General features: G+C 68.0%; 15 protein-coding genes. 3 read left to right on the top strand and 12 right to left on the bottom strand.

Annotation, left to right across the window (positions count from 1 at the left end; genetic code table 11):
- The 8 genes from Q8M88_RS06545 to Q8M88_RS06510 all read right to left on the bottom strand — a co-directional run.
- The coding region (locus Q8M88_RS06545; RefSeq protein ID WP_305595593.1) for an isoleucine--tRNA ligase at positions 1-1781 on the bottom strand (1781 nt) is incomplete at its 3' end.
- Positions 1782-1959: 178 nt separating this feature from the next.
- Entirely contained in the window at positions 1960-2898 is a 939-nt protein-coding gene (locus Q8M88_RS06540) for a bifunctional riboflavin kinase/FAD synthetase (protein ID WP_305595591.1), read from the bottom strand.
- Positions 2895-3356: a MaoC family dehydratase gene (locus Q8M88_RS06535; RefSeq protein WP_305595589.1), complete on the bottom strand. Its 462-nt coding sequence runs from the start codon at positions 3354-3356 to the stop codon at positions 2895-2897. The genes Q8M88_RS06540 and Q8M88_RS06535 overlap by 4 nt, the downstream gene beginning before the upstream one ends.
- 42 nt (positions 3357-3398) lie before the next feature.
- Complete coding sequence (locus tag Q8M88_RS06530; RefSeq protein ID WP_305595587.1) at positions 3399-4256, bottom strand: TIGR01459 family HAD-type hydrolase; 858 nt, start codon at positions 4254-4256, stop codon at positions 3399-3401.
- A 59-nt stretch (positions 4257-4315) separates the two neighbouring features.
- Positions 4316-5578, bottom strand: coding sequence for an EAL domain-containing protein (locus Q8M88_RS06525; protein WP_305595585.1), 1263 nt, complete (start codon positions 5576-5578; stop codon positions 4316-4318).
- A gap of 102 nt (positions 5579-5680) precedes the next feature.
- Positions 5681-6559 (bottom strand): 3-hydroxybutyryl-CoA dehydrogenase, encoded by an 879-nt coding sequence (locus Q8M88_RS06520; RefSeq protein ID WP_305595583.1) that lies wholly within the window; start codon positions 6557-6559, stop codon positions 5681-5683.
- A gap of 216 nt (positions 6560-6775) precedes the next feature.
- Positions 6776-7720, bottom strand: a complete 945-nt coding sequence (locus Q8M88_RS06515; protein ID WP_305595581.1) for an electron transfer flavoprotein subunit alpha/FixB family protein — start codon at positions 7718-7720, stop codon at positions 6776-6778.
- Entirely contained in the window at positions 7720-8469 is a 750-nt protein-coding gene (locus Q8M88_RS06510) for an electron transfer flavoprotein subunit beta/FixA family protein (RefSeq protein ID WP_305595579.1), read from the bottom strand. Before Q8M88_RS06510 ends, Q8M88_RS06515 begins: the two co-directional genes overlap by 1 nt.
- A gap of 183 nt (positions 8470-8652) precedes the next feature.
- Here Q8M88_RS06510 and Q8M88_RS06505 point away from each other — a divergent pair, with 183 nt between their 5' ends.
- On the top strand, positions 8653-8901 hold the full coding sequence (locus Q8M88_RS06505; protein WP_305595577.1) for a hypothetical protein: 249 nt from the start codon (positions 8653-8655) through the stop codon (positions 8899-8901).
- Positions 8902-8906: 5 nt separating this feature from the next.
- Here Q8M88_RS06505 and Q8M88_RS06500 read toward each other — a convergent pair whose 3' ends face one another.
- On the bottom strand, positions 8907-9485 hold the full coding sequence (locus Q8M88_RS06500; protein ID WP_305595575.1) for a cob(I)yrinic acid a,c-diamide adenosyltransferase: 579 nt from the start codon (positions 9483-9485) through the stop codon (positions 8907-8909).
- 4 nt (positions 9486-9489) lie between these two features.
- A complete protein-coding gene (locus Q8M88_RS06495; RefSeq protein WP_305595573.1) occupies positions 9490-9690 on the bottom strand; it encodes a twin transmembrane helix small protein in 201 nt (66 codons plus the stop codon).
- Positions 9691-10131: 441 nt separating this feature from the next.
- Between Q8M88_RS06495 and Q8M88_RS06490 the strand changes: the two genes are divergently transcribed.
- The gene (locus Q8M88_RS06490; protein WP_305595571.1) at positions 10132-10782 is read left to right on the top strand and encodes a TetR/AcrR family transcriptional regulator; all 651 of its coding nucleotides are present in this window, start codon (positions 10132-10134) and stop codon (positions 10780-10782) included.
- 153 nt (positions 10783-10935) lie between these two features.
- The gene (locus Q8M88_RS06485; protein ID WP_371132641.1) at positions 10936-11508 is read left to right on the top strand and encodes a TetR/AcrR family transcriptional regulator; all 573 of its coding nucleotides are present in this window, start codon (positions 10936-10938) and stop codon (positions 11506-11508) included.
- Here Q8M88_RS06485 and Q8M88_RS06480 read toward each other — a convergent pair.
- Together Q8M88_RS06480 and Q8M88_RS06475 are read right to left on the bottom strand one after the other, a co-directional pair.
- Positions 11505-12302 (bottom strand): alpha/beta fold hydrolase, encoded by a 798-nt coding sequence (locus Q8M88_RS06480; RefSeq protein ID WP_305595567.1) that lies wholly within the window; start codon positions 12300-12302, stop codon positions 11505-11507. The two genes, Q8M88_RS06485 and Q8M88_RS06480, sit on opposite strands and share 4 nt — an antisense overlap.
- A 35-nt stretch (positions 12303-12337) precedes the next feature.
- Positions 12338-13231, bottom strand: coding sequence for a D-alanyl-D-alanine carboxypeptidase family protein (locus tag Q8M88_RS06475; RefSeq protein WP_305595565.1), 894 nt, complete (start codon positions 13229-13231; stop codon positions 12338-12340).
- Positions 13232-13415 lie beyond the last annotated feature (184 nt).

Raw genomic sequence — 13415 nt, 5'->3', positions numbered from 1 at the left:
AGGTCGGCCGGCCACTTGGAGTCGGCGCGGCCTTCCAGGACGAACGCGTGCGTCGAGCCGGAGTCGAACCAGACGTCGAGGATGTCCTCGACCTTCTCGTAGCGGGCCGGATCGTGCGCGCCCAGGAAGTCGGCGGAGGGCCGCACAAACCAGGCGTCGGCGCCTTCGGCCGCGATGATCTCGACGATGCGCGCGTTGACGGCCGCGTCGTGCAGCGGGTGACCGGTCTCCTTGTCGACGAACATCGCCAGCGGCGAGCCCCAGGCCCGCTGGCGGCTGATCAGCCAGTCCGGGCGGCTCTCGACCATGGTGCGGATGCGGTTCTGGCCGCTGGTGGGGTGGAAGGCGGTGGCCTCCACCGATTCCAGTGCGGTCTCGCGCAGCGTCCGCCCGTCGGCCAGCGGCTCGTCCAGGCGGATGAACCACTGCGGCGTGTTGCGGAAGATCACCGGCGCCTTGGAGCGCCATGAGTGCGGGTAGGAGTGTTCCAGCCGGCCGCGCGCCAGCAGGCCGCCGGCCTCGATCAGCTTGGTCATCACCGCGTCGTTGGCGGGGCCGAACTTGCCGACCTTCTTGCCCTCGGTCTCCAGCACCTTCAGACCCGCGAACAGCGGCACGTGCGGGAAGTAGGCGCCGTCCGCATCGACGGTCTCGGGGATCTCGCGATGACCGTGAGCGAGCCAGACCATGTAGTCGTCGGCCCCATGGCCGGGCGCGGTGTGGACGAAGCCGGTGCCGGTCTCCTCGGTCACGTGGTCGCCGGCCAGCAACGGCACCTGGAACGCGTAGTGGGTATCCAGCGCGGCCAACGGGTGCTCGCAGACCATGCCCTGGCAATCGACAGCCTCGACCTTGCGCCAGCGGGCGATCTTGGCGGCCTTGAACACGCCCTCGGCCAGACTTTCGGCGACGATCAGGCGGTCGCCGGGCTTGGCCCAGGGTTCGAACGCGAGATCGGTCTCCATGGCTTCGACCTGGAACACCGCGTAGTCGACTGCTTCGTTATAGGCGATGGCGCGATTGGCGGGGATGGTCCACGGCGTCGTGGTCCAGATCACCACGCTGGCGCCGACGGCCGCGTCCGATCCCTGCAGCACCGGGAACTTGACCCAGATCGTCGGCGAGACATGGTCGTGGTACTCGACCTCGGCGTCGGCCAGCGCGGTACGCTCCACCGGGCTCCACATCACCGGCTTCGACCCGCGATAGAGCTGGCCGGTGGTGATGAACTTGTGGAACTCCGCGACGATCGCGGCCTCGCTCGCATAGTCCATGGTCGCATAGGGATGGGACCAGTCGCCCAGCACGCCCAGGCGGCGGAACTCCGCGCCCTGCTGGTCGATCCAGTGGGCGGCGTAGGCGCGGCACTCGGCGCGGAATTCCGCCACCGGCACATCGTCCTTGCGCTGACCCTTGGCGCGGTACTGCTCCTCGATCTTCCATTCGATCGGCAGGCCGTGGCAGTCCCAGCCGGGCACGTAGTCCACGTCGTCGCCCAGGGCGAAGCGCGAGCGGACGATGAAATCCTTGAGGATCTTGTTCAGTGCATGCCCGATGTGGATCGCCCCATTGGCGTAGGGCGGGCCGTCATGCAGCACATAGAGCGGCGCGCCGGCCGCCTGACGGGCCTTGCGCAGCGCCTGGTAGAGCGCGGTCTCACCCCAGCGGGCGAGGATCTCCGGCTCCTTCTGCGGCAGGCCCGCGCGCATGGGGAAGGGCGTGTCGGGGAGGAAGACGGTTTCGCGATAGTCGCGCGAGGGCTTTTCGGCGTCGTCGGCCATGGGACTTTCCAGCTGGCTCGAATGGGCGGTGTTGGGGCGGGATATACCCGGCGCGCGCTGGATCGAAGCGTCCGGCGGCGTCACGCCGGGCGGGTAATTCGCAGAGCCGTTCGAGCCGAAGTCATGCAGCGGTCGTAGCAGAGCCCGGCCGCGCATTCAAACGCGGGGGTGCGTCGGCCTAACCGACCTTGAGGATTTCGCGCGCGCGGGCGGCGTCGGCCATCACCTGGCGGTTCATGATCTCGACGTCGGCGAACTTCTCCTCCGGACGCAGGAAGGCGATCAACTGGGTCTCGAGGATCTGGCCGTAGAGATCCTCGTCGAAGTCGAACAGCCAGGTCTCCAGCACCGGCGCAACTTCGCCGACGGTGGGGTTGACGCCGAGATTGGCGACGCCGGCCTGCCAGCGCCCGTCAGGCAGCCGGGTGCGCGTAGCGTAGACGCCGAAGCGCGGGCGCACATAGTCGTCCAGCGCCACGTTGGCGGTCGGGTAGCCGAACTTGCGGCCCAACTGGCGGCCGCGCTGGACCTCGCCCTGGATGGCGAACGGGCGTCCCAGGATGTCGGCGGCGATGTCCGTGCGACCCTCGCGCAGCGCCGCGCGCACGGCGGTGGACGAGTATTTTTCGCCGTCGTCGCCGACCGCCTCAGCGGCCGAAACCGAGAAACCCAGCTCCGCGCCGTATTCGGCCATCAGCTCGGGGCTTCCGGTTCGGCCCTTTCCGAAGGTGATGTCGAAGCCGACCGCCACGTGGCGCACGCCGAGTCCCGCGGACAGCACCTTGGTGGCGAACTCCCGGTCGGTCATGTCGCCGATCTGTACGTCGAACGGCAGCAGATAGAGGCGCTCGACGCCCATCTCGGCCAGCACGCGGGCCTGCTGCTCGGCCTTCATCAACCGGAAGCTGGGAGCGTCCGGCTGGTAGATGCGGCGCGGGTGCGGATCGAAGCTGATCACGCCCAGCGGCGCGCCGAGCGTCTCGGCCGCTCGTTTGGCGTCGTTGATCACCTGCTGGTGGCCGCGGTGCACGCCGTCGAAGTTGCCGAACGCCACCGCCGCGCCGCGGTCCGCGGCGGGCAGGTCGCGCCAGCGCCGGATCACGCGAACGCCGTTCATGGCGCCTTACGACGCGGGACCATCAGCACAGCTTCGCCGTCCAGCGCGGTCTTGCCGTCGACAAGGCAGACGGTGGAGAGCGTGGCGTGCCCGCGGTGATCGTTGAGCTCGGTGACCGTGACCCGCGCCGTCACCGTGTCGCCGATCTTCACCGGCCGGCGAAAACGCAGGTTCTGCGAAAGGTAGATCGATCCGGGTCCGGGCAGCTTCACGCCCAGCACCGCAGAGATGAACGCCGCGGAGAGGATGCCATGGGCGAGGCGGCCGCCGAACGCGGTGGTGCGCGCATAGGCTTCGTCCAGGTGCACCGGATTGACGTCGCCCGACACGGCGGCGAAGGCGGTGATGTCGCCCAGGGTGACCACCCGGGTGATATCGGCCGTCTGGCCGAGGCTCAGATCCTCGTAGAACAGTCCCTGCACGCGCGCCTCGCCCAGCCCCTCAGATGATCTAGCCATATCGAACGGGCGTGCGCCTGCGAAGCCCGTCAGTGACGTCGCTCACCAGACCAGCCGCGGCATGGCGTAGGCGGCGTGGACGCCTTCCTCGCCAAGCAGTGCGTCGACCCCGGCGGCGTTCAGGCCTTCGCCGCTCAACGTCTCCGCACCATGGATGCCGGCGGCGACGAACATCACGTCCAGGCCCTGGGCGTTGGCGCCGCGCACGTCGGTGGGAACGCCGTCGCCGATGCACAGCACGCGCTCACGGTTCAGCGAGCCGCTCAGGCGTAGGGCGGCTTGCGCGAGCGCCAGGTCGTAGATCGGAGGGTGCGGCTTGCCGGCCATCTGCACAGCGCCGCCCACGGCCTCGTAGAGCTGGGCCAGCGCGCCGCCGCAGTAGATCATCTTCGGCCCGCGCTGCACGACGATGTCGGGGTTGGCGCAGATCATCGTCAGGCCGCGGTCGGCGGCTGCCTCGAGGCGCACGCGGTAGTCCTCCGGCGTCTCGACCTCGTCGTCATAGGGTCCTGTGCACGCGATGAAGGCGGCGGCCTCGGGCGTGGCGAACTCCAGGCCCAGGCCTTCGTAGAGGATGGCGTCGCGGTCGGGGCCGATCGCCCAGGCGGGGCCGGGCGCGCGCTCAGCGAGCAGCACACGGGTTGCGTCGCCTGAGGTGACCAGGGCGGCGAAGGCGTCGCGGGGCACCTTCAGCCCGTCCAGTTGCGGCAGCACGTCGGCCCCGGGCCTAGGCGAATTGGAAATCAGCACGACGGGGCCGACTTCAGCGTTCCATCGCGTCAGCGCCGCGCAGGCGTCGGGATAGCTCACGCGGCCGTCGTGGATCACGCCCCAGATATCGCACAGGAGGACGTCGTAGCGGTCGGCGAGCCGGGACAGTCCGGCGACAGGCTGGGTCATGGGCGGGCGGTAGCTGCAGCCCTGCTGAACGTCAATGCAAACGCCAGGGCGCCGGCGTCTCAGAGGCGGCCCGAAGCCCGCCGGCGCAGACTGTCGCGCAGGAAGGCGGCCGGCGGGTCGGTCTCGGCCAGCACCGCGTCGCGGATCGGCCGGGGCTCGCCGAACAGGTGGCCCTGGCCGTAGGCGACATCCAGTTCAAGCACGTCGACGACCTGGCGTTCGGCCTCGACCTTCTCGGCGATCACTTCCACGCCGTAGCGGCGAGTCAGCGAGGCGAAGTCCTCCGCCGCCAGGTCCGGCAGGGAACGCAGCACCATGCGTCCGTCGATCTCGACCAGTTCGTCCAGCATCAGCTGGGCGTTGATCTTGATGAACTTCACGTCCGAGCGCGACAGATCCTGCAGGTCGAGGTCGAGGTCGACCACCTTGTCCAGCGAGAAGCGGAAGCCCAGTTCGGCCAGCTTGCCCATGTTGCGCGCCTCGACCGCGCCGCGGGCGTCGAACGCGCCCTGGCCGAGTTCGAAGATCAGCGCGCCGGCCAGGTCGCGGTTGGCCGACAGCATCTCCAGGAACTGCGGGAAGAAGCTCTCGTCGGCGAGGCTGGCGGTGGAGATGTTGCAGAAGATGCCAATGCGCCGCTCCTGCTTGGCCAGCCGGCGCACGATCTGCACGCAGCGGAACAGCAGCAGGTTGTCGATCGAGGCCACGAGGCCCTCGGGCTCGGCGACCGCCAGGTACTCGGCCGGCATCAACACGCGGCCGGTCTCGTCGCGCAGCCGCGAGAAGCTCTCGTAGAACACTGTGCGCCGCTGAGGCAGGTTGACCACCGGCTGCAGGTAGAGGTCGACGCGGTTCTCGGTCAGCGCCGCGCGCACGGTCTCCAGCAGCGCGCCCGACTGATGATGGTGATGAGGGCCGCGGCCCTGGGCGATCGGCCCGGAGGTCAGCCGTTCCTCCAGCCGCTCGCCGATCCGCTGGACCAGGTCCTCCAGCATATGGACCTCGTCCTCCAGCGCTTCGGATCGGCGCTGGGCGTCGCCGGTGACGCTTTCGACGACCTCGGTGACCCGCGCGTCGATGCGCTCGATCTGCGCCATCATCAGGTTTTGGGCTTCACGCAGGGCGGCGAAATCGCGGCGTTCGCCGCCGCTCTGCAGGGCGCGTTCGACCATGCCGTGGATGGCGAAGCAGAGCCCCAGGCCCGCCACCAGTCCGGCCACGCCGGCGCCCCATCCGCCGCCGTTCCGCCACAGGGACAGCGCCACGATCAGCGAGAGGCACAGGTAGGCGCCGCAAAGCAGCGCGAGCGTCAGGCGTCGCATGGTCCCATCGGTCCGAATCAGGGACGAGTATCAGTCGCAGCCCGCCCTGAAGTCGAATGGATTAACCGCCGCAACCGCAGGCAGGCTAAAACGCCGCGCCCGCTAGCGCGTGGGGACAGGGACTTCCCCGCGATAGTCATAGAATCCGCGGCCGACCTTCTTGCCCAGCCAGCCGGCCTCCACGTACTTGGTCAGCAGCGGACAGGGGCGGTATTTAGAGTCCGCCAGACCCTCGTACAGCACATTCATGATCGACAGGACGGTGTCGAGGCCGATGAAGTCGCCCAGCTCCAGCGGTCCCATCGGGTGGTTGGCGCCGAGCTTTAGGGCGGTGTCGATCGCGTCGACCGTGCCGACACCTTCGTACAGGGTGTAGATCGCCTCGTTGATCATCGGCACCAGGATGCGGTTGACGATGAAGGCCGGGAAATCCTCGGCGTTGGCGGTGGTCTTGCCCAGCGAGCGGGCGAAAGTCACGGCGGTCTCGTAGGTGCCGGCGTCGGTGGCGATGCCGCGGATGATCTCCACCAGCTTCATGCGCGGCACGGGGTTCATGAAGTGCAGGCCGATGAAGCGTTCCGGTCGGTCGGTCACCGAGGCCAGGCGAGTGATCGAGATCGACGAGGTGTTTGAGGCGAGCAGGGTGCGGTCCGACAGGTGCGGGCCCAACGCGCGGAAGATGTTCTTCTTGACCTCTTCGTTTTCCGTGGCCGCCTCTATGGCCAGATCGGCGGCGCCGACCGCCTGCAGTTCGTCCGCCGCGCGGATCCGGCCGACCGCGGCTTCCATGGCGCTGGCCTCGATCGTCCCGCGGCTGACCAACCGGGCCATGTTGGCCTGGATGTTGTTGATGCCCGCCTCGATCTTTTCGCGGCTGACGTCGTGCAGCAGCACCTCATAGCCGCCAAGGGCGCAGACCTGGGCGATGCCGCCGCCCATCTGCCCCGCGCCGATGACGCCGACCGACTTGATGTCAACCATGTGCCGTAAGCCTCGCGTGAACCGCCGCCGACAGGTCCGCCGTACGCCGTGGCGCGGTTTCTAGCATGCTCAAGTCACGCCTCGCCAAGGCTTTTGCTGCGCCGCAGCGTAAAGCGGGGCGGTTATTTGCCAGGCGCCGCGCACGGCGCACGAAAAAAGGGGCGACCCATGCAGGACCGCCCCTTATCCGTTCCGGCGACGCCGAGCGTGTGCGGACTATTTTCCGATCTTCGCCAGGGCGTCCATCAGTTCGGGGATGGCGCTCTTGTAGTCGGCGACCAGGCCATAGTCGGCGACCTGGAAGATCGGTGCATCGCCGTCCTTGTTGATCGCCACGATGACCTTTGAGTCCTTCATGCCGGCGAGGTGTTGGATGGCGCCCGAGATGCCGATCGCCACGTACAGTTCCGGCGCCACGACCTTGCCGGTCTGGCCGACCTGGGAGTCGCCCGGCGCGTAGCCGGCGTCGACCGCGGCGCGGCTGGCGCCGATCGCGGCCCCGAGCTTGTCGGCCAACGGTTCGATGACCCGCTGGAACTCCTCGGCAGAGCCCATGGCGCGACCGCCCGAGACCACGATCTTGGCCCCCGACAGTTCTGGACGCTCGGACTTCACCAACTCCTGGCTGACGAACTCGGTCTTGGCCGCGCCCGGGCCCGCGTCGATGCTTTCCACCGTCGCCGAGCCGCCTTCGCCCGCTGGCTGGAACACCGTCGGGCGCACCGTCAGGACCTGCTTGGCGTCCGCCGACTGCACCGTTTCCAGCGCATTGCCGGCGTAGATCGGGCGCACGAACGTCTTGGCGTCCACGACTTCGATCACGTCGCTGATCTGCGACACGTCCAGCTTCGCCGCGATCCGCGGCGACAGGTTCTTGCCCTGAGAGGTGGCCGGCGTCAGCACCGCGTCATAGTTGGCCATCAGCGGCGTCACCAAGGCCTCGAAGGCCTCGGCGATGCCCTGGCCCAGCGCGTCGCTCTCGGCCAGCAGCACCTTGCGAACGCCGCTGATCTTCGCTGCTTGATCGGCCGCGCCCTTGGCGCCCTGACCGGCCACCAGGATGTCGACGTCGGGGGAGATCTTCAGCGCCGCGGTCACCGTCTTGTGCGTCGTCTCGCGCACCAGAGCGTTATCGTGATCGGCGATCACCAGAACAGCCATTAGAGAACCCCCGCTTCAGTCTTCAGCTTGTCCACCAGATCCGCCGCGGTCTCGACCTTGATCCCGCCCTTGCGGCCCGCAGGCTCGCTCACCTTCAGCACCTTGAGCCGGGGCGTGGTGTCGACGCCGTAGGAGGCGAGCTCGCGCACGTCCAACGTCTTCTTCTTGGCCTTCATGATGTTCGGCAGGCTTGCGTAGCGCGGTTCGTTCAGCCGCAGGTCGGCGGTCACCACCGCCGGCAGCGTCACTTCCAGCGTCTGAAGGCCGCCGTCGACCTCACGGGTCACCTTGGCCTTGCCGCCTTCGATCTCCAGCTTGAAGGCGAAGGTCGCCTGCGGCCAGCTCAGCAGGGTCGACAGCATCTGGCCGGTAGCGTTGTTGTCGCCGTCGATCGCCTGCTTGCCCATCAGCACCAGTTCCGGGCCCTCCTCGGCGATCACCGCCTGCAGCACCTTGGCCACCGCCAGCGGCTCCAGGTCCTGATCGGTCTGCACCAGCAGCGCGCGGTCCGCGCCCATCGCCAGCGCCGTGCGCAGGGTTTCCTGGGCTTGGGCCGGCCCGATCGAGACCACCACGACCTCGGTGGCCGCGCCCTTTTCCTTCTGGCGGATCGCCTCTTCCACGGCGATCTCGCAGAACGGGTTCATCGACATCTTCACATTGGCGAGGTCGACACCGCTCTGGTCGGCTTTCACCCTCGCCTTGACGTTGTAGTCAATCACCCGTTTGACCGGGACCAGCAGCTTCATGACTTTTCAAGCGCCTCTAAAAATGATTGGGGAGAAAAATGAATCGCAGCGGGCATAGCGATTCCGGCGTGCATTGCAAGCCTCCGCCAACCCCTTCCCGCGCCGTATTTCCGACTGAGCGCCCTGCTATCCGCCTGCGTTAGACGAGTACCGGAACACCATATGAATCGAACAATCAACCGATTGAAAATTGTCTTCCTGGTGGTCTTCGCCGTCGCCAGCGCCTTGAGCGTCGCCTACCACGTCGGCTGGGTGCTGCCGCGCCAGGCGTGCGAGGCCAAGGGCGACTGGTGGGACCCCGATGGCCGCGTGTGCGCCCACCCGGTGCTGATCTCCGACATCACGGGCCGTGTCGCGGGCGAGCCGCCGAAACCTGCGCCTGCTGCTGCGACCAATCCTGAAACCGCCAAGGCGGCGGCGACCAAGCCGTAAGCCGCTCAGCGCGTCGCGCCGGAGCGCCAGAGCACTTCCGAGGTTCCGCGGCCGTTGGCGTGGCGCGAGGCCACGAACAGGAAGTCCGACAGCCGGTTCAGATAGCGGATGGCGTCGTCGCTGACCGGTTCGGCGGCGTCGTACCGCAGGCGAACGGCTGCGCGTTCGGCGCGCCGGCACACCGTCCGCGCCAGGTGCAGCGCACTCGACGCCGGCGTCCCGCCCGGAAGGATGAACGAAGTCAGCGCCGGCAGGGCGTCGTTCAAGCGGTCGATCTCTTGTTCCAGCCTCGCGATCTGGCTGGGGACGATCCGCAGAGCCGACCCCTCGGTCTCGCCGGGCTTGGCCGGCGTGGCGAAGTCCGCGCCCAGGTCGAACAGCTCGTTCTGGATACGGCCCAGCATGGCGTCGAGCTCGCCGTCGTCTCCGGTGTAGAGTCTGACCAGACCTACGCAGGCGTTGGTCTCGTCGACGGCGCCGTAGGCCTCGACCCGCAGACCCGCCTTGCTGACCGGTTGGCCGCTGGCCAGGCGCGTCGTCCCGTCGTCACCGGTGCGGGTATAGATGCGGTTCAGCGTCACCATCGGATCAGGATCGCGAGCGCCACCAGACGGCGGCCATCAGCACGGCGATGGCGACCGCCTGCATCACCACCCGCAGGCGCATCAGCTTGTTGGAGTAGGATCGTCCGAAGTCGCCGCCGCGATAGAGCGCATAAATCCCGACGCCGAGGACGACGGTCACCGCGGTCAGGGCCGCCGGTATGAGAAAGTCGAAGGCGTCGCGCATGGGCTCAATCTAGGATCAACGCCTCACCGGCGCCACCCATTCAACATCCTCGGGGTCTAGTTCTCCGCGAGCGATCAGGATGATCAAACTGCGCTCACGAGCCGCAAAACGGCCACACTTCAAAGGTTTGCACCCTCTCTCGCACGACATTGCAGCGTCCGCGTCGGATAAACGCCGACCTTCCGCTGACACGCCATACCAGCACGACGGCGCACCTGCCGTGTGTCGAACATGATCATCGAACAGCTTCGCCGCGTCGATCTGTCGAACAGGGAATTTAACTGAGATGCGTCCGACCACGTCGCCTTCGCTATGGGGGCTTATCGCCTCGCGCAGGCCACTGTCTGTTTTTTCAATGGATCGCAACGATCGGGGAGGCTCTTCTCACAGTTGCGAGAATCTCGTCGAGTACGTTCAGCAAATTGAGTCTGGAGCCCAGCGATGAACACCGTTCCAGACAAGGTGAGCTGCGACCAAGCCACAGCGAAGCCGCTCACGCGGCGAGCGATGGCCAAGCAGCAGACCCGGTCCAAGGTCATGATCGCCGCGCGCGGCCTGTTCCGCGAGAAGGGCTACGAAGGCGCCACCATCCGCGACATCGCCAACGCCGCGGGCATGTCGACAGGCGCGGTGTTCGCCAACTTCGCCGACAAGTCCGACCTGTTCCAGGCGATCACCGTCGAGGACGTGATGGAGCTGACCGTCGCAATGCGCGGGGCGGCCGAGCGAGGGCGCGGGATCGAGGACGCCCTGCTGAAGATGTTCGCCGCCGGCTACGCCTACTACAAGCCGCAGATGCCGTTGGCGCGCGCGGCGTTTGCGGTGTCGTGGTCGGCGCAGGACGGCTTGGCGCTCCGCGACCTGCCCTGCATGAACAATATCCTGGAGCTGATCGGCGAGCAGATGTCGCTCGCGGTGGGTCGCGGAGAATTGTCGCAGGAATCCGAGGTCCGGCTGCGCAGTCAGATGTTGTACGACGCCTATCTGGCCAACTTCGGCCAGGCGGTGTTCAACGGATGGAGCCTCGACGCCCTCAGCGCGCGAATGCGCGACCAGATCCGCATCCTTCTGTCCGGCGCCCGCCGCGGCTGAGCCGCTTATACCTCGGCGCGCGGCGTACTGTCGCAACAACCTAAAGTTGCCTGTGCAGGTGCAGCATTTGGCTTAACGACGTTCTCCCGATCCAGGTAGGAGGCGGCGTGAGCACCAGGGGCCTGCAGAAGGAAAGCGACGCGTCAGCGAGTGGTGGCGGCGGCGCGAGATCTGTTCGACTCGCGTGGCTACGAGGCGACCACCGTGCGTGAGATCGCGCGGCGCGCCGGCGTGTCCGTCGGCTCGGTGTTCACCACCTTCCGTTCGAAGGGCGACGTGCTCGGTCAGGTGATGGAGGACCGGCTGGGCGCCCTCTACTCCGAATTGGACCGCATGACGCCCAGGCTCCGCGGCTCCACCTGCGACCGTCTGCGCTCGATATTCGCCATCCACTGCGGCTTCGAGGCGTCGCGCAACCGGCTCTTCCTCGCCCATATCGCTGCGGCGTACGATTGGACGGCGAACGGCGACGCGCGACCCTACGGCCGCGCCCCGAGGCTTCGTGAGATCATCAGCGATTGCCTCGCCGACGGCGTTGGGCGCGGCGACGTCGATCCGCGCGCCGACATGGCTCAGATCGTCGACCTGCTGATGGCGGCCTATGCATGGACTTACCGCTTGGTCGCCTGGGAGGGCGCCGACGCCGAGACGCTGAGCGGCGTCATGGACCGTCAGATCGGATTGATCGCCCAGGGTTTCGAACCGCGGGCGCTTCAGAGCGCCTAGCGCCAGGCGTCGGGCTCCGGCTCGTCCAGCAGTCCGTCCTGGAAGTCGAACACGGCCCCTTTTGTGAGCGCATGGGGGATGGCGGAGAAATGGTCGCACCCCGGCACAACCACCGCGCGTGCATCAAACAGCGCGGAAGCGAGGGCTTGGGGATCGCCTGCGAGTTCGTCGCGCGCGCCGGCGAACACCAGCGCTGGGGACCTGACGCCAGCGAGATCCGCAGCCTCGAAAGGCGCCGCGCGGGCCGCCAGGAACGCCGCGAGCGCCTTCAGATCCTCACCCTGCTCGTCGGCGAAATGACGGAAGCTGCGGGCCATGGGGTCCTCGATCGTCTCGGGGTCCTCGGCGAGCATGGCGGCGGGCAAGGCTTCGGCCAGAGGCGAGGGGCTTTCAGGCTCCAGCAGCCGCCCGCCAATTCCGCCGCAGATCAGCTTGCCCAGCCGGTCCGGCGCCTCCAGCGCCACGTTCAGCGCCACGTGCGCGCCCATCGAATAGCCGAGCAAGGTGCAGCCCTGGACGCCCAGATGATCGATCAGCCCGATCACGTCGGCGGCCAGCCGTGCACGGCCATAGGCCTGGGCGTCGTGGGGTTTGCCGCTCTCGCCATGACCGCGCATGTCGAGGGCGATCACGCGCGAGCCGCGCCGTTCGAAGGCGCTGTACCAGCCCGTCCTTCGCCAGCCTTCGTAACGGTTCGACGCGAAACCGTGGATCAGCAAGACCGTGTCGCGATGGCCGGGCGGAGCGATGTCGTCGTAGGCGAGCTCGACGCCGTCGGATTTGAAGCTGGGCATGAGCGCAGGCTAGAGCGCGCGGCGCGCGGCGCCAATCACGGCGCTTCGCCAACCCACTCCCAATGCCAGGGCTCGAACGGGTAGTTCACGAAACCGAAGCGCTCGGCGTGGGCGACCAGCCAGCGGTAGGTCGGGGTCTGCGACTGGCGCAGTCGGTTGGGTTCAGCGGTGGAGTCAGGGCCGAAGCCGGGCGCCTGGCCGACGTACAGGTCGAAGGCCAGCCCCGTGCGGTGCGGCGAGCAGGTCGCGCGCGCCACCCCATCGCAGTTGCCGTCGCGCGCGCAGCGCGCGGCGTCGTAGTCCGGGCTGCGATAGGCCGAGAAGATGGTCAGGTTGCGGGGATCGGCGGCGATCGTCGGCTCCTCGGCGCGGGCCGCGGCGACCATCCGTCGATAGGCGGCCAGAGCGCGCGGGCGCGCCAGAAGGCGCTTGCCGCCGTAGCTTTCGCGGGGCGAGGCCTGCGCCAGGGTCGTCTCCGGCGGCGGCGCTGGGCAGATGCGGCTGGCGCTGAGGCGCACGAACGGCCGCTGCATCTGCCATGAGACCTTCATGCGATCGAAGGTCGCCGCGGTCATCTCGCCGCTGGGGCTGACGCCGTGCCTCGCCTGCCAAGTGGCCAGCGCACGCGCGAACGCGGTGCTGTGCGGCGGGCAGGTCTGGCCCAGCTCGCGCGCGACCCTGGGGGCATAGGTCTCCCACCCTGTTTCCGGCCGTCCGAACGGCGACCAGTTCAGCGTGCGCAGCGACCGCAGATTGGCGAGGGCGGCCTGTGCGAGACCTGGCGCGTTGCAGCCGGCCGGCGTCGGCGGCGTGGACGGCGGCGAATCGACGGACGGGAAACTGGAAGCCGCTGGGCCCGGCGTGGGCTCCGAAGCCGGCGACGGCGCGCGCGGCCCGCACGCGGCCGCCAGCAGCGCGAGCGTGACCATGAGCGCCGAAAGCCGGAACCTCGGCTGCAATGAAGGCTTGTGTTGCACGCGTGGCATTGTGCGCTGCGCGCCCCGGAGGTCCATGATGGATTGGCGATTGGCTCTGCTTTCCGGCGTCGCCGGGCTGTCGCTGGCCGCAACGGCCTGTTCCGAGCCGCCGCCGGGCGGCGCCCCGGCGCAGCCT

The sequence above is a fragment of the Phenylobacterium sp. genome (assembly GCF_030693805.1).
Lineage (GTDB): Bacteria > Pseudomonadota > Alphaproteobacteria > Caulobacterales > Caulobacteraceae > Phenylobacterium.
The sequence above is the reverse complement of the archived record's forward strand: the minus strand, read 5'-3'. Positions and strand labels throughout refer to the sequence as shown.